The sequence below is a fragment of the Streptomyces solicavernae genome (genome assembly GCF_029968095.1).
Classification (GTDB): Bacteria; Actinomycetota; Actinomycetes; order Streptomycetales; family Streptomycetaceae; genus Streptomyces; species Streptomyces solicavernae.
In genome coordinates, this window is the sequence record NZ_JASCIR010000001.1 from 521,039 (window position 1) to 546,398 (window position 25,360).

The 25,360-nt window shown below is 73.8% G+C and carries 22 protein-coding genes; 13 read left to right on the forward strand and 9 right to left on the reverse strand.

Annotated elements, in window-relative coordinates; genetic code table 11:
• Positions 1-84: 84 nt before the first annotated feature.
• Positions 85-1,008 (reverse strand): EamA family transporter, encoded by a 924-nt coding sequence (locus QIS99_RS02330; RefSeq protein WP_282509797.1) that lies wholly within the window; start codon positions 1,006-1,008, stop codon positions 85-87.
• A 68-nt stretch (positions 1,009-1,076) separates the two neighbouring features.
• On the opposite strand from QIS99_RS02330, the gene QIS99_RS02335 reads away from it, so the two are divergent.
• Positions 1,077-1,937, forward strand: a complete 861-nt coding sequence (locus tag QIS99_RS02335; protein ID WP_282509798.1) for a LysR family transcriptional regulator — start codon at positions 1,077-1,079, stop codon at positions 1,935-1,937.
• 76 nt (positions 1,938-2,013) lie between these two features.
• Here QIS99_RS02335 and QIS99_RS02340 read toward each other — a convergent pair whose 3' ends face one another.
• Positions 2,014-3,597, reverse strand: coding sequence for an alpha/beta hydrolase (locus tag QIS99_RS02340; protein WP_282509799.1), 1,584 nt, complete (start codon positions 3,595-3,597; stop codon positions 2,014-2,016).
• Positions 3,598-3,769: 172 nt separating this feature from the next.
• Between QIS99_RS02340 and QIS99_RS02345 the strand changes: the two genes are divergently transcribed.
• From QIS99_RS02345 to QIS99_RS02390, 10 genes are read left to right on the forward strand one after another with little or no spacing between them, the layout of a single operon-like run.
• Entirely contained in the window at positions 3,770-5,029 is a 1,260-nt protein-coding gene (locus QIS99_RS02345; RefSeq protein WP_282509800.1) for an ATP-grasp domain-containing protein, read from the forward strand.
• Positions 5,026-5,859: a Rossmann-like domain-containing protein gene (locus QIS99_RS02350; protein ID WP_282509801.1), complete on the forward strand. Its 834-nt coding sequence runs from the start codon at positions 5,026-5,028 to the stop codon at positions 5,857-5,859. Before QIS99_RS02345 ends, QIS99_RS02350 begins: the two co-directional genes overlap by 4 nt.
• The gene (locus QIS99_RS02355; protein WP_282509803.1) at positions 5,856-6,968 is read left to right on the forward strand and encodes a PLP-dependent cysteine synthase family protein; all 1,113 of its coding nucleotides are present in this window, start codon (positions 5,856-5,858) and stop codon (positions 6,966-6,968) included. The genes QIS99_RS02350 and QIS99_RS02355 overlap by 4 nt, the downstream gene beginning before the upstream one ends.
• Entirely contained in the window at positions 6,965-8,092 is a 1,128-nt protein-coding gene (locus tag QIS99_RS02360) for an enolase C-terminal domain-like protein (RefSeq protein WP_282509805.1), read from the forward strand. Before QIS99_RS02355 ends, QIS99_RS02360 begins: the two co-directional genes overlap by 4 nt.
• Before the next feature lie 5 nt (positions 8,093-8,097).
• Positions 8,098-9,420, forward strand: a complete 1,323-nt coding sequence (locus QIS99_RS02365; RefSeq protein WP_456316490.1) for an MFS transporter — start codon at positions 8,098-8,100, stop codon at positions 9,418-9,420.
• Positions 9,417-10,277: a class I SAM-dependent DNA methyltransferase gene (locus QIS99_RS02370; protein ID WP_282509808.1), complete on the forward strand. Its 861-nt coding sequence runs from the start codon at positions 9,417-9,419 to the stop codon at positions 10,275-10,277. The genes QIS99_RS02365 and QIS99_RS02370 overlap by 4 nt, the downstream gene beginning before the upstream one ends.
• On the forward strand, positions 10,261-11,844 hold the full coding sequence (locus tag QIS99_RS02375) for an ABC transporter substrate-binding protein (RefSeq protein WP_282509810.1): 1,584 nt from the start codon (positions 10,261-10,263) through the stop codon (positions 11,842-11,844). The genes QIS99_RS02370 and QIS99_RS02375 overlap by 17 nt, the downstream gene beginning before the upstream one ends.
• Positions 11,841-12,794: an ABC transporter permease gene (locus tag QIS99_RS02380; protein ID WP_282509812.1), complete on the forward strand. Its 954-nt coding sequence runs from the start codon at positions 11,841-11,843 to the stop codon at positions 12,792-12,794. The genes QIS99_RS02375 and QIS99_RS02380 overlap by 4 nt, the downstream gene beginning before the upstream one ends.
• Positions 12,791-13,603, forward strand: a complete 813-nt coding sequence (locus tag QIS99_RS02385) for an ABC transporter permease (protein WP_282509814.1) — start codon at positions 12,791-12,793, stop codon at positions 13,601-13,603. The genes QIS99_RS02380 and QIS99_RS02385 overlap by 4 nt, the downstream gene beginning before the upstream one ends.
• Positions 13,600-15,138, forward strand: a complete 1,539-nt coding sequence (locus QIS99_RS02390; protein ID WP_282509815.1) for an ABC transporter ATP-binding protein — start codon at positions 13,600-13,602, stop codon at positions 15,136-15,138. The genes QIS99_RS02385 and QIS99_RS02390 overlap by 4 nt, the downstream gene beginning before the upstream one ends.
• On the opposite strand, the gene QIS99_RS02395 is transcribed toward QIS99_RS02390, so the two are convergent.
• The 3 genes from QIS99_RS02395 to QIS99_RS02405 all read right to left on the reverse strand — a co-directional run bounded on the left by QIS99_RS02395 (position 15,119) and on the right by QIS99_RS02405 (position 17,929).
• Positions 15,119-15,904, reverse strand: coding sequence for an ABC transporter permease (locus QIS99_RS02395; RefSeq protein WP_282509818.1), 786 nt, complete (start codon positions 15,902-15,904; stop codon positions 15,119-15,121). The two genes, QIS99_RS02390 and QIS99_RS02395, sit on opposite strands and share 20 nt — an antisense overlap.
• Positions 15,901-16,995, reverse strand: a complete 1,095-nt coding sequence (locus tag QIS99_RS02400; RefSeq protein ID WP_282509820.1) for an ATP-binding cassette domain-containing protein — start codon at positions 16,993-16,995, stop codon at positions 15,901-15,903. Before QIS99_RS02400 ends, QIS99_RS02395 begins: the two co-directional genes overlap by 4 nt.
• Positions 16,996-17,080: 85 nt before the next feature.
• Positions 17,081-17,929, reverse strand: coding sequence for a DUF4097 family beta strand repeat-containing protein (locus QIS99_RS02405; protein WP_282509821.1), 849 nt, complete (start codon positions 17,927-17,929; stop codon positions 17,081-17,083).
• A gap of 437 nt (positions 17,930-18,366) precedes the next feature.
• Here QIS99_RS02405 and QIS99_RS02410 point away from each other — a divergent pair, with 437 nt between their 5' ends.
• Complete coding sequence (locus QIS99_RS02410; protein ID WP_282509823.1) at positions 18,367-19,167, forward strand: IclR family transcriptional regulator; 801 nt, start codon at positions 18,367-18,369, stop codon at positions 19,165-19,167.
• Between the two features lie 25 nt (positions 19,168-19,192).
• Here QIS99_RS02410 and QIS99_RS02415 read toward each other — a convergent pair whose 3' ends face one another.
• From QIS99_RS02415 to QIS99_RS02425, 3 genes are all read right to left on the reverse strand, one after another.
• Positions 19,193-20,374 (reverse strand): NAD(P)/FAD-dependent oxidoreductase, encoded by a 1,182-nt coding sequence (locus tag QIS99_RS02415; protein ID WP_282509825.1) that lies wholly within the window; start codon positions 20,372-20,374, stop codon positions 19,193-19,195.
• Positions 20,371-20,694 carry a bifunctional 3-phenylpropionate/cinnamic acid dioxygenase ferredoxin subunit gene (locus QIS99_RS02420; protein ID WP_282509827.1) on the reverse strand — a complete coding sequence of 108 codons (324 nt, stop codon included), beginning with the start codon at positions 20,692-20,694 and terminating at the stop codon, positions 20,371-20,373. The genes QIS99_RS02415 and QIS99_RS02420 overlap by 4 nt, the downstream gene beginning before the upstream one ends.
• A 343-nt stretch (positions 20,695-21,037) precedes the next feature.
• The gene (locus QIS99_RS02425) at positions 21,038-22,123 is read right to left on the reverse strand and encodes a zinc-binding dehydrogenase (protein ID WP_282509829.1); all 1,086 of its coding nucleotides are present in this window, start codon (positions 22,121-22,123) and stop codon (positions 21,038-21,040) included.
• Positions 22,124-22,566: 443 nt separating this feature from the next.
• On the opposite strand from QIS99_RS02425, the gene QIS99_RS02430 reads away from it, so the two are divergent.
• Positions 22,567-23,979, forward strand: a complete 1,413-nt coding sequence (locus QIS99_RS02430) for an MFS transporter (protein WP_282509831.1) — start codon at positions 22,567-22,569, stop codon at positions 23,977-23,979.
• A gap of 169 nt (positions 23,980-24,148) precedes the next feature.
• Here the strand turns inward: QIS99_RS02430 and QIS99_RS02435 are convergent, their stop codons facing one another.
• The gene (locus QIS99_RS02435; RefSeq protein ID WP_282509833.1) at positions 24,149-25,273 is read right to left on the reverse strand and encodes an aromatic ring-hydroxylating oxygenase subunit alpha; all 1,125 of its coding nucleotides are present in this window, start codon (positions 25,271-25,273) and stop codon (positions 24,149-24,151) included.
• Between the last annotated feature and the right edge of the window lie 87 nt (positions 25,274-25,360).

Genomic DNA, 25,360 nt, shown 5'->3' on the forward strand with positions numbered 1-25,360 from the left:
GTTGGATTATTTTCCCACCGGAGGGTGACACACGCCGGGTCGGTGCCGGGGTCGGTGCCGGGTCAGCGCGAGGTCAGCACCGGGTCAGCGCCGCGTCAGCATGCTCAGGCTGTTGGCGGTCACGATCGCGCCGATGCCGGCCCACTCGGCCCACCCCAGCCCCTGCCCGAGGCCGATCCAGCCGACGAGCGCGGCGAGCACCGGATTGACGCTCATGAACAGCCCGAAGGCCTGGGCCGGCACGCGCCGCAGCGTGAACAGGTCCGCGAGGTACGGGACCGCGGACGACAGCACCCCGGCGACGACGGCGCACCCGACGGCCGCGGGCGTCGGCGGCTCCCGCAGCACCACGACGAGCCCGACGGGCAGGAACATCAGCGCCGACACCCCCGCCGCGACCGCACTCCCCTGCGCCCCGGGCACCCGGCGGCCGACGGTGCGGTTCAGCAGGATGTACGAGGCCCAGCAGACGGCGGCGAGCAGCCCGAGCGCCATCCCGAGGTAGTCGGTGGAGGGCTGCGGGCGCATCAGGACGACGACGCCCGCCGCGGCGATCACCGCACAGCAGGCGTCCACACGGCGCCGCACCGCGGTCAGGGCGACGGCGAGCGGGCCGAGGAACTCCAGGGTGACGGCGAGGCCGAGGCCGATGCGGTCGATGGCGCTGTACAGGGAGAGGTTCATGGTGCCGAACACCACGGCGAGCAGCAGCATCGGCCGCCACTGCGCCCAGGTGTACGACTTCAGCCGCGGCCTGCCGACGGCGCAGAGGACGAGGGCGGCGACGTACTGCCGTACCGCCACGACGCCCACCGGGCCGAGCACCGGGAAGGCGAGCGAGCCGATCGCGGCGCCGGTCTGGTTGGACAGCCCGCTGCCGAGCATCGCGGCCACCCCGGCACCCCGGCCACCGCCGACCGGGGCGGGGGCGGCGGCAGGGGCGGCGGCAGGGGCGGAGAGCGACGTGGAGGCGGGGGCGGCGGCGCGGGAGGCTCGGAGGGCTCGCATGGCCCGAGAATCCACCCGCTCCGGCCATACGCAAAATGCGTGTACGAAGTTATCTATACGCTGGAGTCATGGATAGGGATGTGGAACTGCGACAGCTGCGCTGTCTCGTCGCGATCGTCGACGAGGGCGGATTCACCGACGCGGCCCTGGCGCTCGGCGTCTCCCAGGCGGCCGTGTCCCGTACGCTCGCTTCGCTCGAACGCGCCCTGGGCGTACGGCTGTTGCGGCGCACATCGCGCGAGGTGGCGCCCACGGCGGCCGGGCTTCGGGTGGTGGCGCAGGCCCGGCGGGTGCTGCGGGAGGCAAAGGCGCTGGTCGAGGAGGCCACGTCGGGCCACACGCTGCTGCGGGTCGGATACGCCTGGGCGGCGCTCGGCCGGCACACGGCCGCGTTCCAGCGCCGGTGGACGCAGGCGCACCCCGGCACGGAGCTGCGCCTGGTCCGGGTCAACTCCGCGACCGCCGGGCTCGCGGAGGGCGCCTGCGATGTGGCGGTGGTCCGCAGGCCACTGGAGGAGCGGCGGTACGACTCGGCGATCGTCGGCCTGGAGCGGCGGCTGTGCGCGCTGCCCGCGGACGACCCGCTGGCCCGGCGCCGCTCGGTCCGTCTCGCCGAGCTGGAAGGGCGCACGATCCTCGTCGACCGGCGCACCGGCACCACGACGGCCGAACTGTGGCCGCCCGACGCCCGGCCGCGCACGGAGGAGACGCACGACGTGGACGACTGGCTCACCGTGATCGCCGGCGGGCGTTGCATCGGCATGACCGCGGAGGCCACCGCGCACCAGTACCCGCGCCCAGGCGTCGTCTTCCGCCCGGTGCGCGACGCCGAACCCGTCGCGGTCCGCCTCGCCTGGTGCCGCGACGACGCGCACCCGGCGACGCAGGCGGCGGTGGAACTCCTCACGAGCCTGTACCGCAACGGCTGACTCGCGCCTGCCGGCGGTCGCCGCGGCGAACCCGCGGGCCTGCCGCACCAGCGTCCGGGCATGCGGCGCGAACGGGTCAGGTGGTCGGCGCCGGCTCGGGGAGGCCGGGTCCCGCGCACCGCACGTCCGCCTCCGGCACCTCCCCCTCGACCAGGTACGCGGCGACCGCCGAGTCCACGCACGCGTTGCCACGGCTGGCGAACACGCCGTGCGAGTAGTCGTCGTGCAGGGTGATCAGGCGCGATCCCGGGAGCCTGCGGGCGAGTTGGCGTGCGCCCTCGACGGGGGTGACGGGGTCGTGCTCCGAGGCGACCAGGAGGACGGGCGGGGCGGAGTCGCTGCCGAGCGGGGTGCGGGCGGCCGGCCGGTGGTGCCAGTACGCGCAGGTGGTGGCCTCCATGCCGGTCAGCACGGGGAGCGGGTCGACGCGGCGGGTGGCGCGGAGGTCGGCGAGGATCCGGCCGGGCGTGGGCCCGGGGCCGTCCGCGCACTTCACGGTGCGGTTGGCGGCCTCGAAGGTGCGTGCGGCGGGGCTGTCGTGCGGCTCGTCCGGCCGGAGCCCGGTCACCTCGCCGTCCCGCAGATATGTGCGGATGCCGTCGGCGAGCGGCTCCCAGCGCTCGGTGCGGCCGAGGGCACGGTAGACGGCGCGGTCGAACTCGGCGGCCCCGAAGCCCTGTTGCGGCTCGGCGGCGAGTCCGCGCCGGGTGCGCTCGTAGGAGTCCCGCACACCGGCCGGGTCGTCGCCGAGGCCGAAGCGGGAGTCGTGCCGGGCGGTCCAGGCGAAGAACACGGCGCGCTGGCGCAGCAGTGCACGGCTCTGGCGTACGTCGAACTCGTACCAGGACCACGGTCCGACCACGCTGTCGAGCACCATCCGGCCGACGCGGTGCGGGAAGCGGTGGGCGTAGGCCGCGCCGAGGTAGCTGCCGTAGGAGACGCCGAGGAAGTGTGTGCGGGGCTCGCCGAGCGCGGCGCGCAGGGCGTCCATGTCGCGCACCGTGGCGGCGGTCGACAGGTGCGGCAGGGCCGCGCCGACCCCGGCCGCGCAGTCGTCGGCCATCCGGTCCAGGGAGCGCAGGTACGCGGCCTCCGCGGTGCGGCCGACCGGCACCGGGTCGGCGGCCGGGCTGGCGAAGAGCCCGCCCATCGGGCCGCAGTCGGCGGGTGCGCTGCGCCCGGTGCCGCGCGGGTCGAAGCCGACGACGTCGTACGAGCGGCGCACGCTCTCGGGGAGTCTGGCCCGCTTCGTCACGGCGTACGGCAGCCCGGAGCCGCCCGGCCCGCCGGGGTTGACGAGCAGCGCGCCGCGCCGTTCGGCGGGGGTGCCGGAGGCGGGCACCCGGGAGACGGCGATGCGTATGCGCTCGCCGTGCGGTTGGTCCCAGTCGAGGGGGACGTCGAGCTCGCCGCATTCGACGCGGTCCGGGGCGGGCGGCGCGGGCACGGAGTCCGGGCAGTCGCCGAAGCGCAGCGTGGGCCCGGCGTGGGCGGCGGGCGCGGGGAGCGACGCGGCGAGCGTGGCGGTGAGGAAGGTGACCGCGGCGAAGGCGGCGCGGCCGGAGCGACGGGCGGGGCGGGCGCACAGCGCGGGGCGGGCGCACAGCGCGGGGCGGGCGCACAGCGCGGTGCGGCGGGGGCGGTGTTCGGCAGGGGGCACGGGTCTCACGTTTCCGGGGCAGGGGGCGTCGGCCGGGCGGAGGGCTCGGCGACATCAGATGACAATGAAAACGATTGTCGATAAGGTCCCTCTCGGTCAAGCCGACGCCGCCCGCCGAGGGCCGTCGTACGCAGGGCCGTCATGCCCAATCAAGCGCTGAAAAGGGGACGTTGTGGCACATCTGCTGATGGTCGAGAGCTGGGTGGGATCGATGAGCAGACTGCTGCCTCGGGCGATCCGCGAGGCGGGGCACGCGTTCACGTTCCTCACCCGTGACCTGCACCACTACCTGCGCGCCGCCCCGGAGGCCGCCGCGCATCCGCTGCTCGGGGCGCGGCATGTGCTGACCGCCGAGACCAACGACGCCGAGGCGCTGCTGCCGTTCGTCGAGCGGGCGCACGCGGCGCTGCGCTTCGACGGGGTCATCACGTCGTGCGACTACTACCTGCCCACGGCCGCCCGGATCGCCGGCCGGCTCGGCCTTCCCGGCCCCACGGCGGAGTCGGTCGGGAGCGCCTGCCGCAAGGACCTGACGCGTCGGGTCCTTGCCGACGCCCGGGTGCCGGGGCCGCGGTTCGCGGTGTGCGCGAGCCTGGCGGAGGCCACGGACGCGGCGCGCGGTCTTGGCTTTCCGCTGGTGCTCAAGCCGGTCGACCTGTGCGCGGGCATGTTCGTGCGCCGGGTGGACGACGAGGCCGCGCTGGCCCGCGCCCACCGCGCCCTGGCCGGCTTCCCGGTGAACGCCCGGGGCCAGCGCCGCGATCCGGTCGTCCTCCTGGAGGAGCTGCTCGACGGCCTTGAGGTCAGCGTCGAGACGGTGTCGTACGGCGGGACCGCGCACGTCGTCGGCGTCACCGACAAGAGTGTGGGCGGGGCACCCGCGTTCATCGAGACGGGCCACATGTTCCCCGCGGCACTTGCGGCGGCGGACGCGGAGGCCGCCGTGCACACCGCGTGCGCGGCCGTGCAGGCGCTGGGCCTCGACGAGGTCGTGGCGCACACCGAGGTCAAGCTGACCACGGACGGGCCGCGCGTCGTCGAGGTCAACCCGCGGCCCGCGGGCAACCGCATCACCGAACTGGTCCGGCACGTCACCGGCGTCGACCTGGCCGCGGCCGCGGTGGACGTCGCCCTCGGCCGCGCACCCGACCTGGAGCGCAGGGCGACGGGGCTGAGCAGCGCCGCGATCGGGTTCCTCGTACCGGAGACGGAAGGGACGCTGACTCAGATCGCGGGGGCCGGTCAAGTGCGGGACGCCGAGGGGCTGTTGGAGCTGCAGCTCGCCGAGCCGGGGCGGGCGGTCAGGGCCGCCGGGAGCAACAACGAGTACCTGGGCCACGTCATGGCCGGTGACGCGGACGGTCCGGGCGCCCGCGACCGTGTCGAGGCCCTGCTCGCCGTGCTCGGTCCGCAGGTGGAGGCCGCCCGATGAGCACCGCCACGGCCGTACGGGCCGACGCGTCGTCGTACCAGGATCTCGTCGCGGCCGTGCTGCGCGGGGAGTTCGGGCCGGATCCGCGGGCCGAGCGGGTGTCGGTGGCGTTCACCACCCGGCAGGCCGTACGGCACGAGGGGCGCTGCGGCGGCTACCGCAACGAGGTGCTCAGCCTGCGCCTCGGCGAGGCCGTCGGGTCCTGCGCGGTCGAGCCGGGCGAGCTGTCCGACGGGGCGGTGGAGGAGTGCGTGGGTGCGGACATCGCCCGACTCCTGGGCCACGCGCCCCTTCCGGTGCGGGTGGCGGCGCTCGACGCGTATCTGATGCGGGCCCGGCCGCACTCCCCCGCGCACGGTGCGCGGCCCTTCGCCCTGCCCGCCGGTGGCTCCCTGGACAAGTCGCGGGCGCGGGCGCGGGCCGTCGTGGAGCTGATCGACGCGGCGCCGGGTGCGAGGGTGCTGGTCGTCGGCGTCGTGAACTCGCTGCTCGAAGCGTTGCGGGAGCGCGGACTCCGGTATGTGCCGTGCGACCTCAAGGGCGGTACGACCGAATGGGGCGAGCCCGTACGGACGGACGCGCACGCCGCGCTTGAGCGCTGCGAGGTGGTGCTCGCGTCCGGGATGACGCTCGGCAACGGCAGCTTCGAGCCGTTGCGGGAGCACGCCCTCGCACACGGCAAGCCGCTCGTGATGTTCGCGCAGACCGGCAGCGCGGTGCTGCCCCGGCTGATCGGCGCCGGCGTGAGCGCGGTGTGCGCCGAGCCGTACCCGTTCTTCTGGCTGGACGGCGGTCCTGGCACGGTGCACCGGTACGGGGCCGCCCGATGAGCGTCCTGACCGACCGCCGCCCTCAACACACCTACGGCAACCGGGAGTTGCTGCGGCTGCTCGGCGGCACCCCGCTCGCGCATGTCACCGTCGACCTGCCCTGTCCGCAGCCCGGTTTCTGGGCGAAGCTCGAAGGGCTCGGGGCGGGCGGCATGAAGGCGCGGGCAGCCGTGTCGATGCTGCTCGGCGCCCGTGAGCGCGGCGAGCTGCGGCCGGGTGCGCCGGTGGTGGAGTCCACCTCGGGGACGCTCGGCGTGGGCCTCGCCTTCGCCGGTCAGGCGCTGGGGCATCCGATCGTGCTCGTCGGGGACGCCGAACTGGAGCCGTCCATGCGGCAGTTGCTGCGGGCGCACGGCGCCCGGCTTGAGATCGTCGACCGTCCGGCGGCCGAGGGCGGCTGGCAGGCGGCGCGGCTCGCCCGGCTCCGGGAACTGCTCGCGGTACTCCCGGGCGCGTACTGGCCCGACCAGTACAACAACCCGGACAACACCGCCGGTTACACCTCGCTCGCGGCCGAACTCGCCGCGCAGCTGGACCACTTGGACATCCTGGTGTGCAGTGTCGGCACCGGCGGGCACAGTGCGGGCGTGATCGGTCCGCTGCGGCGGCACTGGCCGCAGCTGCGGCTGATCGGCGTGGACGCCACCGGCTCGACAATCTTCGGGCAGCCCGCCAGGCCCCGGCTGATGCGCGGCCTGGGCAGCTCCATCCATCCGCGCAACGTCGCCTACGACGCGTTCGACGAGGTGCACTGGGTGGGCCCGGCCGAGGCCGCCGACGCCTGCCGCCGCCTCGCCGCGGGCGCGTTCGTCAGCGGCGGCTGGAGCACCGGGGCCGCGGCCCTCGTCGCCGCGTGGGCGGCCCGCGTCCACCCCGGGGCGGTGGTCGCCACGGTCTTCCCCGACGGCCCGCACCGCTACCTGAACAGCGTGTACGACGACGACTTCGCCGCCGCGCACGGACTCGACCGCACCGCCGCCGTACGCCCCGTGGAGATCCCGTACCCCCGGGCCGTGGAGGCCGCCGGCTGGGTGCGGTGCGGCACCGTCACCGACCCGCTCGCCCACCCTGCGGCGGGCCTCAGCACCCCAGTGGAAGAACACCAGTGAAGTCAACTCTGCGCACCGTGCGCCTCCAGCTCACCGAACCCCTGCGAATATCCCGCTCCACCATGGCCGCCCGTGACGCCGTGTGGCTGACCGTCGAGCACGACGGGCAGCGCGGCCACGGCGAGGCCGTCAGCAGCGTGTACTACGGCCTCGACGCCCCCGAACTGGAGCGTCAACTGCACGCCTGCGGGCGGTGGTTGACCGGCTTCCCCGACCCGGAGACCGCCCTTGACGCCCTGCGGGACGAGCCCGGGCGTCCCGGCGCGGCGCCCGGCGCAGCGCGCAGCTCGGGGCCCGGCGCGGCGCCCGGCGCAGCGCGCAGCTCGGGGCCCGGCGCGGCGCCCGGCGTGATGGCCGCCGTGGAGTCCGCGCTCCTCGACCTCGCCGGCCGGCGCGCGGGCCTGCCCGTGCACCGCCTCCTCGGCTCCGCCGCGGCCCGCCCCTCCGCCGCGACCGCCCGCACCATCGGCATCACCCGGCCCGACCGGGCCGCCGCCCAGGCCGCCGCACTGGTCCGCGCCGGGTTCTCCGTGCTCAAGGTGAAGGCCGGCACCCCGGACCCCGCGGACGACCTGGCGCGCGTCCGGGCCGTACGGGCCGCCGCGCCCGGGGCCCGCCTGCTGCTCGACCCCAACGGGGCATGGGGCTTCGCGACCGCCCGCCACCTGCTCCCGCAGTACGCCGATCTGGGCGTGGAGGCCGTGGAGCAGCCGGTGCCGCCGGGCACTCCGGACGAGCTGGCGCGGCTCGCCGAGGCGTCGCCGCTGCCGGTCATCGCGGACGAGGACGCGGCGGACCTCGCGGACGCGGCGCGGCTCGCCGGGCGCGTGCACGGCATCAACGTCAAGCTCGCCAAGTGCGGCGGGGCCGGCGCGGCCCTGCGGATCGCCGAGCTGGTCGAGGGCACGGGCACCGCGCTGATGCTGGGCTGCCTGACCGCCAGCACCCTCGGCATCGCGCCCGCCGTGCACCTCGTGGACCGGGCCCGCTGGGTCGACCTCGACGGGCATCTGCTGCTCGCCGACGACCCGTGGACCGGCATCGGCGGCGCCGACGGAACCGTGACCGCCCCCGCGGGTTCGGGACTCGGCGTACGGCTGCGTGCGGCGGGGGCGGAGGCGTGAACGCGCTGCGCGCGACGCGCTCCTTCCGGCTGCTGCGCGCGACGCGCTCCTTCCCGCTGCTGCGCGAGGCGCGCTCCTTCCCGCTCGCGATCCGGCTGCTCCTGGTCAACCAGCTCGGCGTCAACACCGGCTTCTACCTGCTCGTCCCCTATCTCGCCCTGCACCTGAGCGACGACCTCGGCCTGTCGGCGGCGGTCGTCGGGATGGTGCTCGGCGTGCGCAACCTCAGCCAGCAGGGTCTGTTCCTCATCGGCGGTTCGGCCGCGGACCGGCTCGGGGCGCGCGGCGTCATTATCGCCGGATGCGCCCTGCGCACGGTCGGCTTCGGCCTGTTCGCGCTCGGCGACGGGCTTGCCGTGCTGCTCGCCGCCTCGGTGCTCAGCGGGCTCGCCGGGGCGCTGTTCAACCCGGCCGTGCGCGCCTATCTGGCCCTGGAGGCGGGCGCGCGCAAGGCGGAGGCGTTCGCGCTGTTCAACGTGTTCGCCACCACGGGCGCGCTGATCGGCCCGCTGCTCGGCAGTGCGCTGCTCCTGGTCGACTTCCGCACCTCGGCGCTCACGGCCGCCGGGATCTTCGCGGTGCTGACGGTCGCCCAGGCGGTGGTGCTTCCGGCGCGGAAGGTCGAGGCCCGCGCAAACAGCGTCGTCGCGGACTGGCGGGAGGTGGTGGGCAACCGGCGCTTCGTGGCGTTCGCGCTCGCCATGGTCGGCCTGTTCACCCTGGAGAACCAGCTGTATCTGCTGCTCCCGGACGGCGCGCGCCGCGCCACCGGCTGGGACGGCGCCGCCGGACTTGTCTTCCTGGTCGGCACGCTCACCAACCTGTGGCTCCAGCTGCGCATCACGCGCGCCCTCAAGTGCCGGGGCAGCAGGGCGCGTTGGATCAGTGCGGGGGTGGCGCTGATGGGCCTGTCGTTCCTGCCTCCGCTGGCGGTGACGCTGTACGAGGGCGCCCCCGACGGTGTGGCGGACGCGGCGCTGCGGGCGGTGCCCGTGCTCGCCGGTGCGCTGCTCCTGTACCTCGGCGTGATGATCGCCCAGCCGTTCGTCATGGAGCTGATCCCGGGCTTCGGCCGCCCCGAGCTGACCGGCACGTACTTCGGCCTGTTCTACGTGGTCTCGGGGGTGGCGGCCGCCGTCGGCAACACCGGCGTCGGCTGGGCCATGGACACCGGTGCGCGCACCGGCCTCGGCTGGCTGCCCTGGGTGTGCTGCCTGGCCTTCGGCCTCGCCTCGGCCGCCGCGGTGGCCTGGCTGCACCGGCGCGCCGCCCTGCCCGCACCCGCCGCGCCCGCCGAGCGCGCCGCGCCCGCCGAGGCGACGGCATGAGCGGGCCACGGCTGAGCACCCAGAACCTGCTCACCGACAACCCCGAGCTGTACGAGGCCCGCTTCCCCGACCCCGATCGGCTCGCCGGGCGCTGGGCCGAGGACACGCTGCGCCGGTACGGATCGGGCCCGCGCGTCCTCGACCTGGGCTGCGGCACCGGCCGGGACGCCGCGCACCTGCACCGCGCGGGCCGCACGGTCACCGGCGCCGACCTGTCCGACGCGATGCTCTCGTACGCCCGCGCCCAGCACCCCGGCCCCGAGTACCGCCGCGCCGACCTGCGGCAATTCGCCTTGCCCGGGCGGGAGTTCGACGCGGTGGTGTGTCTGGACAGTGCGCTGCTCCACTGCCACACCAATGCCGAGCTCGACGGGTTCCTCGCCTCGGTGCGGGGGTGCCTGACGCCCGGCGGGCTGCTTGTCGCGGAGCTGCGCAACGGCGCGTTCTTCCTGGGCCGTACGGAACTCCTCGGCGCGCCGCGCGTCGACGGCTTCATGTGGCGGGGCGTCGCGTACGAGTCCACCACCACGCTGTCCGTCGACCGCACCGCGCAACTCCTGCGCCGCACCCGGGTGTGGACCAGCGACGACGGGGCGGCGCCGGTGGAGCAGCGGTCCGCCTGGCGGCTGCTCTTCCCGCAGGAACTGCGGCACATGCTGGCCGGCCACGGCTTCGAGGTGCTGGCCCTGCACGACGGGCCCGGGCCCCGTTCCGAACCGGCCTGGCGCGAGGGGGACGCGCCCGGATCGGTCACGGACGCCGACCGGCTGCACCTGGTCGCCCGCCTCAACCGACCTGATCTGCCCGTCACTTCGGGCCGCACACGACAAGGACACCGCCATGAACGACACCCCTGACCACCGCTTCCCCGGACTCGGCCGCCGAGGCTTTCTCGCCGTGTCCGGCGCCGCCGGGCTCGGCGCGCTCGCGCTGACCGGCTGCGGCGCCGGTACCGACACCACGGCCGGCGGCAAGGGCGACGGCAAGCCGCAGCGGGGCGGCCGCCTCCGGGCCGCCTTCGCGGGCGGCGGGGCCAGCGAGACCCTGGACCCGCACCTGAGCAACCTGTTCGCCGACGTGGCCCGCGCCAAGGCCCTGTTCGACAAGCTCGCCGACTACGGCTCCGACCTGTCCGCCGAGCCGCGCCTCGCCTCCGGCTGGGAGTCGAACGCGGGCCTCGACCGCTGGACGGTCAGACTGCGCAAGGCGGCCTTCCACGACGGCAAGCCCGTCACCGGCAAGGACGTGCTCTACAGCTACCGCCGCATCGCCGACCCGAAGAAGGCGTTCCGCGCGAAGGCGTCCCTGGAGCCCATCGACCTGAAGGCCAGCCGGGCCGTGGACGAGCGGACCGTCGAGTTCGTGCTGAAACGGCCGACCGCCGAGTTCCCCAACATCCTGGCCACGTTCGGCGCGTACATCGTGCCCGAGGGCGCCGAGGAGTTCGACGAGCAGCCGGTCGGCAGCGGCCCGTTCCGCTTCGTGTCGTTCGCGCCCGGCCGGTCCGCCGTCTTCCGGCGCAACCCGGACTACTGGGAGGGCGCCCCGCACCTCGACGAGCTGGAGATCGTCGTCGCCAACGAGGAGTCCGCCCGTATCAACGCCCTGCTCGGCGGCCAGGTCGAGTACGCGCACGAGCTCAACCCCACCACGGGCCGCGCCCACGAGGGCCGGGGCCGGATCGAGATCGTGCGCCTGAGCAACAGCGCGATGCAGTCCTTCGCGATGAAGACCGACCGCAAGCCCTTCGACGACCCGCGGGTCCGGGAGGCGTTCTTCCTGATCGCCGACCGCAAGGAGCTCGTCGCGGGCGCGCTGTCGGGCGCGGGCGAGATCGGCAACGATCTGTTCGGCAAGGGGTACGAGTACTACGCCGACGGCCTCCCGCAGCGCGAGCAGGACCTCGGCCGGGCCAAGGCGCTGCTGAAGAAGGCCGGTGCCGAAGATCTCACGGTCACCCTCGACACCTCACCCGTCGCCGCCGGGTTCACCGAGGCCGCCTCGATCTTCCGCGACCAGGCCGCCGAGGCAGGCGTCGAGGTCAGGGTGAAGAGCGGCAGCAAGGACAGCTACTGGCGGGACATCCTCGACGGCGGCACGATCTGCTCGTACCGCTCCGGGGCGATGCCCATCGAGGCGCACTTCTCGCAGCGCCTCCTCACCGGCTCCACCACCAACGCCACGCACTGGAGGCACAAGGACTTCGACGCCCTCTACCAGCAGGCGCAGTCCACCCGGGACAAGAAGGCGCGCGGCGCCGTCTACCGGCGGATGCAGCGCCGCCTGCACGCGGAGGGCGGCTTCCTGGTCTGGGGGTTCGCGGACTGGATCCTCGGCACGGCCCGTAACGTCCGGGGCGTCGAGACGGACGCGCCCGCCAACTCCCTGGACTGGGCGCGGTTCGACAAGGTGTGGCTCGCGTGAGCGGACTGCGCCGCCTGCTCGCCCGGCGGCTGCTGCTCGGTGCGGCGCAGACGGCGGCCGTCGTGCTGCTGGTCTTCGCGCTCACCGAGGCGCTGCCGGGCGACGCCGCCGTCGCCCTGGCCGGCGACCGGCCGGACCCGGCGCGGATCGCGGCGATCCGTGCGTCGATGGGCCTGGACCGGCCGGCCGTGGAGCGCCTGGCGGACTGGGCGGCGGGCCTGGCGCACGGCGGCCTCGGCACCTCGCTGGCCTCCGGGCGCCCGGTCAGCACGTACATCAGCGACGGCTTCGGGCCGACGCTGCTGCTCGCCGCGCTCACCCTGGCGCTGCTCGTCCCGCTCGGCGTCGGCCTGGGCGTGCTCGCCGCCCGGCACGCGGGGCGGTGGGCGGACCGCCTGGTCAGCTCGGTGACGCTCGGCCTGTACGCCGTGCCGGAGTTCGCCTGCGGGGTGCTGCTCAGCACCGTGTTCGCGATCCGCCTGGGCTGGCTGCCGCCGACCGCCGTGGGCTACGGCGCGGACCTGGCCGCCCATCCGGCGGTGCTCGTGCTGCCCGTGCTCGTGCTGCTCGCCCGGCCGGTGTGCACGCTGGCGCGGCTCGTACGGGCCGGGATGATCGACGCGCTCGCCTCGCCGTACGTCGCGCAGGCCCGGCGGTACGGCATCGGGGGCGCCCGGATCCGGTACGCGCACGCCCTGCCGGCGGCCGTCACCCCCGCCGCCCAGCAACTCGCCCGCACCGTCGACTGGTTGCTGAGCGGAGTCATCGTCGTGGAGGCGCTGTTCGTGATCCCCGGACTCGGGACCGTGCTCATCAACGCCGTCGCCGAACGCGACCTGCCCGTAGTGCAGGGCCTGGCGGTCGTGTTCGGCGTGCTGACCGTCGTCCTCAACACCGGCGCGGACCTGGTCGCCCGCCGGCTGGCTCCGCGTGCGGAGGTGGCCGCGTGAAGTCCAGTACCGGACCGGGCAGTTCACGTTTCCTGCTCGGCGGCCTGATCGTCGGGGTACCGCTGCTGCTCGCCCTGCTCGGGCCGCTGTTCGCGGGCGAGCCGGGGCCGCGGGCCGCGTCGTTCACCGCGGGCGGCGGGCACTGGCTGGGGACGGACTTCGTGGGGCGGGACGTCTGGCGGCTGGTGCTGCTCGGCGGCCGTTCGGTGGTCCTGGTCGCGCTCGCCGCGACGGTGCTCGCGTACGCGGTGGCGCTGCCCCTCGGCCTGGCGAGTGCGCTCACCCGCCGCGGGTGGCTGGAGGAGTTGCTGATGCGGCCGCTGGACGTGCTGCTCGCGGTACCGTCGCTGCTGATGATCCTGCTCGTCGCGGCGGTCCTCACGCCGGGGGCGGTGGGGCTCGCGCTCCTGGTGGCGCTCGTCAACATCCCGGACGCGGCCCGGATCGTGCGCGCCGCCGCGGCGGAGGCGGCCGCGCGTCCTGCCGTGGAGGCGCTGCGGATGCAGGGCGAGTCGTGGTGGCGCACGGCGGTGGGCTACGTGGGCCGCTCCGCGACCCGCACGCTTGCCGCCGACGCGGGTCTCCGCTTCACCGGCGTCCTGTACCTGGTGGCCACCGCCGCGTTCCTCGGGGTGGGCGTCGAACCCGACGCGGCCGACTGGGCGGTGATGGTCGACCGCAACCGCACCGGGCTGTTCGTGCAGCCCTGGGCCGTCGTCGTGCCCGCCCTGCTGATCGTCGCGCTGACCATGGGCGGCAATCTGCTGGTCGACTCCGCGCTGGAACACCGGAAGAAGAGGCAGAGATGAACACGGAATGCGTCGCGGAGATCGACGGGCTGCGGGTCGAGGCCGGTGGCCGGGCGATCGTGGACGGGGTGCGGCTGCGGGTGCGGCCCGGCACGGTCACCGCGCTGGTCGGGGCGTCCGGCAGCGGCAAGACGACCACGGGGCTCGCGCTGCTCGGCGAGTACCCGGCCGGCGCGCGCGTGACCGGCCGCGTGCGCGCGCCGGAGGGGCTTGTGGGGTACGTACCGCAGCACCCGGGCGCGGTCCTCAACCCGGTGCGCCGCGTCGGCGCGCTGCTGTGGGACATCGCACGGACCCAGGTGCGGCACCTGCCGCGGCGGGAGCGCAGACAGGCGGCCCGTAAGCGCATCCTGCACACCTTGACGGAGGCCCAACTCCCCGACGGCGACGCCCTGTTGAGGCGCTTCCCGCATCAGCTCTCGGGAGGCCAGCAGCAGCGTGTCGTCCTGGCCCAGGCGTTGCTGCTCGGTGCTCGCGTGGTGGTCGCCGACGAGCCGACGACCGGGCAGGACGCCCTGACCAAACGGCATGTCGTCGAACGGTTCGCGGCGCTGCGCCGGGCGGGCATCGCCGTCGTCCTGCTCAGCCACGACCTGGACGTGGTACGCGAGCTGGCCGACGACGTCCTCGTGCTGCGCGCGGGCCGGGTGGTCGAGTCGGGCCCGGCCGCACGCCTGTGGTCGGCGCCACGGCACCCCTGGACGGCGGCGCTCCTGGCGGCCCACGGCGCCGCGGAACCGGCCGGGCCGGACGGCGGGGCAGGCCGGGCCGTCCTGCGCACGGGCCCTTTCACGGCCCGCCACGGCCGTACGGCGGTGTTGCGCGCGCCCGCCCTGACGCTCCGTACGGGCGATTCCCTGGCCGTGGTCGGCCGTTCGGGCAGCGGCAAGACCACCCTGGCCCGCTGCCTGGCGGGACTGCACCGGGACCACGACGGCACACTCCAGCTGGACGGCACCCCGCTCCCCCGCAGCCTGCGCGCCCGCGGCCGGGGTCAACTGGCGGCCGTGCAGTACGTGTTCCAGGACGCCCGCGCCGCCTTCGACGAGCACCGGCCGGTCCTGGACCAGGTGGCCCGTACGGCGGTGCGGCTGCGCGGGCTCGACCGGGGCGCGGCGCTCGCGGAGGCGGTGGCCACGCTGGCGGACCTGGGCCTGGGCGAGGATCTCGTACGCCGTCCGCCGGACCGGCTGTCCGGCGGGGAGCTGCAGCGGGCCGCCCTGGCGCGGGCGCTGCTGGCCCGGCCGAGGGTGCTGATCTGCGACGAGATCACCTCGGGCCTCGACACCGTCACCCGGCGCGGCCTCCTGGACACGCTCACCGCGCTGCGGCGGGAGCGGGACGAGCTGTGCCTGGTCCTGATCACTCACGACCTGGACACGGCCGCCCTGGCCTCGCGGATCGTCGTACTGGACGGGGGCGAGGCGGTGGAGGAGGGCGCTACGCGTGATGTCCTCAAGCATCCTCAACACCCTTTCACCGCCGCACTGTTGGGCACCACGGCCGAGCCCGCGGCTACTTCGGGTCGCGGTTGAAGCGCGCCGTGGACCACAGGTAGCCGAGGACCGCGAGGCCCACGCTCCAGGCGACCGTCAGCCAGCCGTTGTGGCCGATCTCCGTGCCGAGCAGCAGTCCGCGCAGGGTCTCGATGGCCGGGGTGAAGGGCTGGTACTCGGCGACCGGCTGGAACCAGCCCGGCATCGTGCCGATGGGGATGAACGCGCTGGAAAGGAGCGGCAGCAGGATCATCGGCAGCGCGTTGTTGCTCGCGGCCTCGGCGTTCGGGCTGATCAGGCCCATGCCGACGGCGATCCAGGTGAGCGCCGTGGCGAACAGGACGAGCAGTCCGAGCGCGGCCAGCCACTCCAGCGGCGTGGCGTCCGTGGAGCGGAAGCCGATGGCCACACCGACGGCGCCGACGAGGACGACGCTCAGGATCGCCTGCAGCACGCTGCCGACGACGTGTCCGATGAGCACAGAGCCGCGGTGGATGGCCATGGTGCGGAAGCGGGCGATGATGCCCTCGGTCATGTCGTTGGACACGGACACCGCGGTGCCGACGACGGTGCCGCCGATGGTCATGAGCAGAATGCCGGGGACGATGTACGCGATGTACTCGGCGCGGTCCGGCCCGCCGCCGCCGATGCCGGCGCTCATCACGTCGCCGAAGAGATAGACGAACAGCAGCAACAGCATGATGGGCGTGAGCAGCAGGTTCAGGGTGAGGGAGGGGTAGCGCCGGGCGTGCAGCAGGTTGCGGCGCAGCATGGTGGCCGAGTCGCGTACGGCGAGGGCGGTCATCGGAGGGTCTCCTCGGGCTTGACGGTCCGGGCGGTCTGGTCGGTCCGGGCGGTCTGGTCGGTCCGGGCGGTCCGGTCGGTGGTCCGGGCGGTCCGGTCGGTCTGGGCGGGTACGCGGGTGTCGCCGCCGGTGAGGGCGAAGAACACGTCGTCGAGGTCGGGGGTGTGCACGGTCAGCTCGTCCGCCTGGATGCCGAGGGCGTCCAACTGGTCGAGCAGGGAGCGCAGTTCGCGCTGGCTGCCGTCGCTGGGCACCTGCAGGGACAGGGACTCCACGTGTCCGCTGTACTCGCGCAGGGCGTCGGCGGCGTGCCGGTACGCGGCCGGGTCGGCGAAGCGGAGGCGGACGTGGCCGCCCGGGACGATCCGCTTCAGCTCATCGGCGCTGCCCTCGGCGGCGATCCGGCCGTCGCTCAACACGGCGATGCGGTCGGCGAGTTCATCGGCCTCGTCCAGGTACTGGGTGGTGAGGAAGACGGTGACGCCGTCGGCGACGAGCTCGCGGATGATGCCCCACATGGCGTGCCGGGAGCGCGGGTCGAGTCCGGTGGTCGGCTCGTCGAGGAAGATGATCCGTGGGTCGCCGACGAGGGTCATGGCGATGTCGAGGCGCCGCCTCATGCCGCCGGAGTAGGTGGCGGCGGGCTTCTTCGCGGCCTCCACCAGGTCGAAGCGGCGCAGGAGTCCGGCGGCGACACGTCTGCCCTCGCGGCGCGGCAGGTGGTGCAGGTCCGCCATGAGGAGCATGTTCTCCTCGCCGGTGATCAGCTGGTCGACGGCGGAGAACTGTCCGGTGACGCCGATCGCGGCGCGCACGGCCTGCGGGTCGACGGCCAGGTCGTGGCCGCCGACGTGCACGGGTCCCGAGCCGGGGTCGGCGGCGATGAGGGTGGAGAGGATCTGCACGGCGGTGGTCTTGCCCGCGCCGTTGGGGCCGAGCAGCGCGAAGACCGTTCCGGCGGGGATGCGCAGGTCGATGCCGTCGAGGACGCGCTTGTCGCCGTACGACTTGCGCAGTGCGGTGGCGGAGATGGCGAGCGGTGCGCGTCCGGCGCCGGGGCGGCCGTTCGCGGGCGGGGCCGAGGAAGGCATGGGGTCTCCCGGGTTGGGGGCTGGCGGGGTGGGGGCTGGCGGGGTGGGGGCTGGCGGGGTGGGGGCCGGCGGGGTGGCGGTGGCGTCAGGCCTGGTCGGCGGCGCGGAGGACGTCGATGTTGCCGTGCCGGGTGCGGGCGCGGACGGTGACGGTCTCCTCGGCGTCGTCCGGGGCCTCGGCGGTGGTGAGCGTGTTGCGCACCCTCCCGGAGCCGGAGCTGACGTCGAGCCAGGCGGCCGTGCCCTTGCGGACGCCGACCTCGATGGTGCCGTGCGCGGTCTCCAACTCGACGGTGCCGCGCGCCACTTCGGCGACGCGCAGGGTGCCGTGGGCGGTGGTGGCGGTGACCGAGTCCTCGGCGCGGGCGATGTCGATGTCGCCGTTGGCGCCGTTGACGGTGAGCGGTCCGGTGGCGGCGCCGACGGTCGTGGTGCCGTGCGCGTTCTTCAGTACGGCGGGGCCCTCGATGCGGCCGACGCGCAGGCTGCCGGAGCTGGTGGAGATCTCGGCGGCGCCCTCGACCCGGCCGACGGTGATCGAGCCGTGTGCGGTGTTCAGGTGCAGGGGGCCGGTCGTGTCGAGGCGGACGTCGCCGGTCGCGGTCTTCACGCGGACCTCGTCGAGGCGCCCCTCGCCGACGGCCTGGACCCAGGCGCCGGTCAGCTCGACGTGCGAGCCGGCGGGCAGTTCGACGGTGACGTCGACGGTTCCGGTGCGGCCGAACACGTTGCTCTTGGGCGTCCTGACGGTCAGGCCGCCGCTCGCGTACGAGACCCGGGTCTGCTCGACGGTCCGCACGTCCAGGTCGCGTTTCGGGTCGCGGGGCAGGACCTCGACGACGGTGTCGGCGCGGTCGCCGGCGAGGAACTGGATCGAGCCGGCGTCGACGTGGGCGGTCACGGAGACCGGGGCGGGGGTGTCGTAGGCAGTCATGGCTGTGCCGTCCTTCTGACTCGCGGAGGTGAGTGACACCATGATGGCACCACCATGGCGCCATCAGCAAGCCCTCATGGCGTCACCCATGGCGCACCCTTGCCCTACGAGCCCATCCGACGGGCCCGGAAAAGACAGAAAGCCCTGCCCGGCGGCGCCGGGCAGGGCAGCAGGTCGTACGGAAGCTCACCTTCGGCGGGCGTCCTTGTCGCCGACGGGGAGCCGGGCGAGGAGAGCGCCCCTTCCTCCGTGTCACCGACAGTGAGCGCGCGCTACGGAGGGAGGCAGTCGGCGTCGGGGCGTGTTCGTGGCCCGCTCGCATGTGGCACCCTCGCCGGGGCGGCGCGTGGGTCCGGCGTTGTGAGTCACGCAACCGTCGAGCACAGGGACGTCCCCACACTTGCCCCGAAGTTGTTTACTGTGCGTATAGTTTCGTCATGAGCAACCACAGTCCAGATAATGGAACGACGACAACGTCCCAGCCTGGCGGGGTGCAGTCCGTCGACCGCGCCATCAGCGTGCTTGAGATCCTGGCTCAGCGCGGTGAGGCCGGCGTCAGCGAGGTCGCGGCCGAGATCGATGTTCACAAGTCCACGGCGTTCCGGCTGCTCGGCGCGCTGGAGGCGCGCGGGCTCGCCGAGCAGACCGGGGAGCGCGGCAAGTACCGGCTCGGCTTCGGCATCGTCCGGCTCGCGGGCGCCGTCACGGGCCGGATCGACGTCACGCAGCAGGGCCGCGCCGTGTGCGAGCGGCTTGCGGAGGAGATCGGCGAGACCGTCAACATCGCGGTGATGCAGGAGCACTACGCGATCAACCTGTACCAGGTGCGCGGCCCCTCGGCGATCACCGCACAGAACTGGGTCGGCCAGCTGACCCCGCTGCACGCCACGTCCAGCGGCAAGGCGCTGCTCGCGCACCTGCCCGCCAAGGAGCGTGCGGCGCTGGTGGCGGAGGCGGGCCTGAAGAGGATCACGCCGCATACGCTGACGGCGAAGACGAAGCTGGAGAAGGACCTCGCCGAGGCCAGGGAGCGCGGCTACTCGCTGACCCTTGAGGAGATGGAGATCGGCCTGCACGCGATGGCCGCCCCGGTGCGCGACCGGGACGGGGACGTCATCGCCGCGCTGAGCGCCTCCGGACCTTCGTACCGCCTCACCGAGGAGCGGATCGAGGAGATCGCCCCGTCCCTGATCAAGGGCGCGGACGAGATCAGTCACCGCATGGGCTACCTGGGCTGAGTCACCCTGCTCGGGCGGACGGGCCTCAGGAGCCGACCGCCGCCAGGGCGGGGGTGAGCCTGCGGCGGAGGCGGTTGAACAGCTTCGGCCGGTTCATGGCGACGGCGGCGACGGGCGCGCCCGCGACCTCGTACACGGCCGCGAAGGAGCGGCTGTCGATGTCGCCCTCGACGACCCGGGCTTCGGCGCCGGCCGGTACGTGTCCGGCGAGCTGGATGCGTACGCCGTACTGGTCCGACCAGAAGTACGGGGCGGTGGCCGGGGGTGCGGCGGAGGTGCCGGAGAGCAGGGTGCGGACCGCGGTCCTCGACTGCTCGTTTGCGTTGCTCCAGTGCTCGATGCGGGCGTGCCGGCCGGTGAAGGGGTTGGGGCAGCGGGCGATGTCGCCGACGGCCACCACGCCGGGGACGGCCGTGGCGCACCCGGAGTCGCACACCACGCCGTCGTCGAGGTCCACGCCTGAGCCGATGAGCCAGTCCGTCGCGGGTCGTACGCCGACGCCGATCACGACGACGTCGGCGGGCAGGACGCGGCCGTCCGCGAGGTGGACGCCGGTGACGCGGCGGTCCCCGGAGAAGCCCGTCACGCCGGTGCCGCAGCGCAGGTCGACGCCGTGGTCGGAGTGCAGTGCCGCCGCCAACCGGCCCATGTCGCGGCCCAGTTGGCGTTCGAGCGGCACTTCCTGGGCCTCGACGACGGTGACGTGCAGGCCGAGGCGGTGGGCCGTGGAGGCGACCTCGGCACCGATGAAGCCGGCGCCGATGACGACGACGCGCGGCATCCCGTCGCGGAGTTCGGCGCGCAGCGCCAGGGCGTCGTCGAGGGTGCGCAGGGTGTGCACGCCGGCCAGGCCGTCCGCCGCGGGCAGCGTCCGCGGGGTGGCGCCGGTGGCGATGACCACGCCGTCGGTGCGCAGTTCCCGCCCGCCGGACAGGGTCACGGTGCGCGCCGCCGGGTCGAGTCCGACGGCGCCCTCGCCGAGCAGCCAGGTGGCTTCCAGGTCCTCGTACTCGTCGGGCTCGCTGAGCGCGAGTGAGCCGGCGTCGACGTCCCCCTTGAGGAAGTCCTTCGACAACGGCGGCCGGTCGTACGGGAGATGGAGCTCCTTGCCGACGACCGTGATGTCGCCCTCGAAGCCCTCGGCGCGCAGCGCGCGGACCGCGCTGAGTCCGGCGAGGGACGCGCCGACGACGGTGACGCTCCTCATGCCGGCTCCCCGACGGAGACGTGCAGCAGGACGTGGCCGTTCTCGACGGAGACCTGGTGGGTGCGGACCGGGAACTTCGCCGGCGCGCAGGTCGGGGCGCCCGTGCGCAGGTCGAAGAAGGCGGCGTGCAGGGGGCATTCGACGTAGCAGCCCTCCAGCCAGCCGTCGCTGAGCGAGGCGTCCTGGTGCGAGCAGGTGTCGTCGATCGCGTAGACCTCGCCCTCTTCCGTGTGGAACAGGGCGACGGGGGCGGGGACGCCCTCGGTGACGCGGATGGACTCGCCGGGCGGCAGGTCTTCGATACGGCACACCGTGATCATGAGAGAACCTCCAGAGAGCGGGTGCCCGACTGGGCGAGGAGCTGTGGGACGGGGCACGCGTAGGTGCTGGATACTTAGTTGAACTTGTTGTGTATTGCGCAACGCACCCTGCTATACGCAACACTTTTCCTGCTGTCTCCGGGCGGTGTCAAGGGGGAATTCCAGGCGGCTCCGCGCCCCCGGGAGCGCACGCCCGAACGGCACGGCAAACCCGCCGGTCACGCCGCCGACGGGGGTACGGAGAGGCTTCAGGACACCGGAATCGGATGCCGGATTCCGGCGCGGCGCCACACCGGAATCGGATGCCGGGTCCCGGCCCGGCGCCGCGGTTTCGCAGCAGGGTTCACAGCAGGACGACCGGGGCGGGCATGTCGCCGTGACACAGCGCCTCGAACGCCGCCCCCACGTCGCCGAGGCCGATCCTCGGGCCGAGGAAGGCGCCCAGGTCGAGGCGGCCCTTGAGGTGGAGGTCGAGCAGCGCGCCGATGTCCCGGGCTGGCAGCCCGCCGCCGTGCCGCGGGGAGCTCAGCACGCCGCCGCGCGCGAAGACGTCGGACAGCGGCAGTCGTACGGTCGCCGCCCGCGCGGGTGCGCCCGCGAGGACGACGGTGCCGGCCAGGTCGCGGGCGTAGAAGGCCTGCGCGTACGTCTCGGGGCTGCCCACCGCGTCCACGACGACGTCCGCCCCGAGCCCGCCGGTCAGGGCGCGGACGCCCTCGACGGCGTCGATCCGGGCGGAGTTGACGGTGCCGGTGACGCCGAACCGCTCGGCGAGGTCGAGCCTGCGGCCGTCGGGGTCGACGGCGATGACGCGGCCCGCCCCGGCCGCCCTGGCGCCGGCGACCGCGGCCAGGCCCACGCTGCCGCAGCCGATGACGGCGACGGAGTCCCCGCGGCCGACGGCACCCGCGTGGACGGCGGCGCCGTACCCCGCCAGGACGTTGCAGCCGAGCAGCGCGGCGGCGGCGGACGACACGGCCGGGTCGGCCTTGACGCACTGGCCCGCGGCGACCAGGGTGCACTCGGCCAGAGCGCCGACGCCGAGGGCCGGCGACAGCTCGGTGCCGTCGGTGAGCGTCATCGGGCGGGCGGCCCTGCGCGGGGCGGCGCAGCCACGGGCGCGGGCATGCCTGCAGGAACGGCAACTCCCGCACGGGGCATGCGGGTTGAGGACCACGAAGTCCCCCGGCCGCACCCCCGCCACGCCCGCGCCCGCCGCTGCCACCACACCGGCGGCCTCATGCCCGAGCAGGACGGGGAACCTGCCGTCGGGGCCGCCCTCCCGCCAGTCCAGGTCGGCCGGGCAGATCCCGCAGGAGCGCACCCGTACGAGCACCTCACCGGGCCCGGGGTCGGGAACCAGAACCGTCTCCACCGAGGGGTGGGCGCCCGTCTCGCGCACGACGACGGCGCGTACCTCATGTGTCACTGCCAAGCTCCTCGATGGGGCCGACCGGGGAGGAACGTTGCAACCAACGTTGCGGGCAACGTCGCGAGGAACGTTGCATATAGAGCATCGCAATGCATTTTGCGCAACCATGGCGTCCGGCGGGAAGCCTGTCAAGGACGGCCCCGCCAAGACCGCGGCGTTCTTCGCGCGTTGGTCTTGACGACTCCCCGGCATCGATGGATTGTTGCGCATGCAGAAACACGTCCTGTGTTGTGCAACGACGACGTGAGCGTCGCAGCCCCCCGATCCCTTCAGCCGCCGCGCACAGCCGTGTCCTGATGCGCGTGCGCCGCTGACTGTGCCCTGGTGCGCGTGCGCCGCTGACTGTGCCCTGGTGCGCGTGCGCCGCTGCGTGTGCCCCGGTGCGCGTGCGCCCGCGCGGCCGCCTGCGCCGTCCCCCGTCCCCTATCCCGGGAGGTCTGATGTCCATCCGTGCCATCGACGAGGCGCCCCTGAACAGATTCCACCGCAAACTCACCTGGGCCTGCGCCGGAGGCCCGTTCCTGGACGGCTACCTGCTCAGCATCATCGGCGTCTCCCTCGTGGGCATGAGCCACGAACTCAGCCTGACCACGGCCGAGGAGAGCCTGATCGGCGCCGCCGCGCTGGTCGGCATCTTCGTCGGCGGGCTGTTCTTCGGGGCCGTGACGGACCGGCTCGGCCGGGAGGCGATGTACACCATCGACCTGGCCGTCCTGGTCGGCGCTTCGGTGCTCTCGGTCTTCGTCACCGAGAGCTGGCAGGTCGTCATACTCCGCTTCGTGCTCGGCGTCGCCATCGGCGCGGACTACCCGATCGCGACCTCCCTGCTGGCCGAATGGGTGCCCAACAAGCACCGCGGCCGACTGCTCGGCGTCCTCATCCTCGCCTGGTACATCGGCGCGGCCGCGGCCTATGCGGTCGGCTTCGTCATGGCCGAGATCGGCGGCCACGGCACCTGGCGCTGGATGGTCGGCTCCTCCGCCGTCCTGTGCGCGCTGGTCCTGCTGATGCGTCTGGGCACCCCGGAGTCGCCGCTGTGGCTGGTCAGCAAGGGGCGTACGGACGAGGCCCAGGCGGCGATCAGACGCGCGCTCGGCCGCACCGTGCCGACCCGGGAGCTGATCGCCGCCTCCGCCGCCGAGCAGTCGGTGGTGCAGAGCCGGGTCCGCGACCTGTTCCAGGGTGCGTATCTGCGCAGGACCCTGTTCTGCGGCCTGTTCTACATGTGTCAGATCACGCCGATGTTCGCCCTGATGACGTTCGGCCCCACGATCCTCGGGTCCTTCGGGCTGGGCGAAGGGAACAGCAGCCATCTGGGTTCCGCGCTCATCAGCATCGTGTTCGTCCTCGGCTGTCTGCCCGCCCTGCGCATGGTGGACCGGATCGGCCGCCGCCCCGTCATCATCTGGTCCTTCGCCCTGATGGCCGTGCCCCTCGTGGTGCTCGGGGGCGGCTCCTCGCTTCCCGTGGCGGCGGTCATCCTGTGCTTCTGCGCGTACGCGCTGTTCTCCGGCGGGCCGACGGTGCTTGAGTGGACGTACCCCAACGAGCTTTTCCCGACCGGCATCCGCGCCACCGCGGGCGGTGTGGCCACGTCCATCAGCCGCGTCGGGGCGGCGCTCGGTACGTACCTGCTGCCGATCTCGCTGAGCCGCCTCGGCATCGGCCCGACCATGCTGATCGGGGCCGGCATCACGCTCGTGGGCTGGCTGGTGTCCCTCCTCTGGGCGGAGGAGACCCGCGGCCGCACCCTGGCGGAGACCAGCGCACCGCCCACCGCCCCCGCCCGCCGCTCCGCTCCCCCGGCCAAGGGGGCCGCGGGACTTGCGGACGGCGAACTCGAACGTTCCTGAACGTTCCTGAACGGAGCTCGCGACAGACGGTCGGCCCGGCCACCCCACCGAAGGGGCGGCCGGGCCGGCCGTCTGTCGCGTCGGGCCCCCGCCCCGGCACTCGCCGCGCCTGTGGACGACGAGAAGGGCGCCGCGGTCCGGGACCGTGGCGCCCTTCTCGGGTTCGGGGTCAGTGGTTGCCGATGCGGGCCTGAACCCAGTCGTGGAACTCGCCGATGTGGTGCTCGCTCGGCACCAGGACGCCGCCCTTGGCGTACAGGCGCGAGCTCATCGCCGGCTGGCAGCGCTCGCAGGCGTCAAAGTCCTGGCGGTTGACCCGGTCGAACAGCTCCACCGAGCGGCTGACGTCCTTGCCGCTCTCGACGACGTGCGGCAGGTACAGCCAGTCGCACTCCACGATCGTCCGGTCCGCCGCCACCGGGTACATGCGGTGGAAGATCACGTGGTCCGGCACCAGGTTGATGAACACCTGCGGCCGCACAGTGATCGCGTAGTACCGCCGGTCCTGATCCTCCGAGACCCCCGGGATGCGGTCCAGGCCCGCCGAACCGTCGACGGTGAAGCCCTGCACGTCCCCGCCGAACTCCGCGCCGTGCCCCACGTAGTACTGGGCGGCGAAGCCGTCCGCGAACTCGGGGAGTACTTCCGTGAGTTCGGGGTGGATGGTCGCGCAGTGGTAGCACTCCATGAAGTTCTCGATGATCAGCTTCCAGTTCGCCTTGACGTCGTAGACGATCCGCTTGCCGACCTCCAGGTTCTCCATGTCGTACCCGACGATCGCGTCCGCGTCGCCGAGCCGGTCGACGATGTCCTGGATCACCGACTCGTCGAACGAGGGCGGGTCCTCGGCCAGGCACACCCACACGTAGCCGAGCCATTCGCGCACGGAGACAGGCGCGAGGCCGTACTCGGTGCGGCCGACATCCGGCATCTTCGTCAGGTTCGGCGCCGCGACGAGCTTGCCGTCCAGGTCGTACGTCCAGGCGTGGTACGGACACTGGAACGACCGCTTGACCTGGCCCGACTCCTGGGTGCACAGCTTCGCGCCACGGTGCCGGCACACGTTGTAGAAGGCGCGGACGGAGCCGTTCCGCGACCGGGACAGCAGGACGCTCTCGCGGCCGACGTCGACGGTCCTGAACGCACCGGGCTTGGCCAGGTCCGAGGAACGGGCCGCGCAGAACCACATCGTCTCGAAGATGCGCTCCTGCTCCAGGCGGAAGATCTCCGGGTCCGTGTAGTGCTCACCGGGAAGCGTCGGGATCAGGCTCTCCGGCAGTCCGGGAGTAGTCATGGTTCACCTCGAAGAGAAGCCACCTCGGCCGCGGGCGGCCGGGTGGGTCAGGGGTGTGATCACGTGAGAACGAGCGCATGCGCGCAT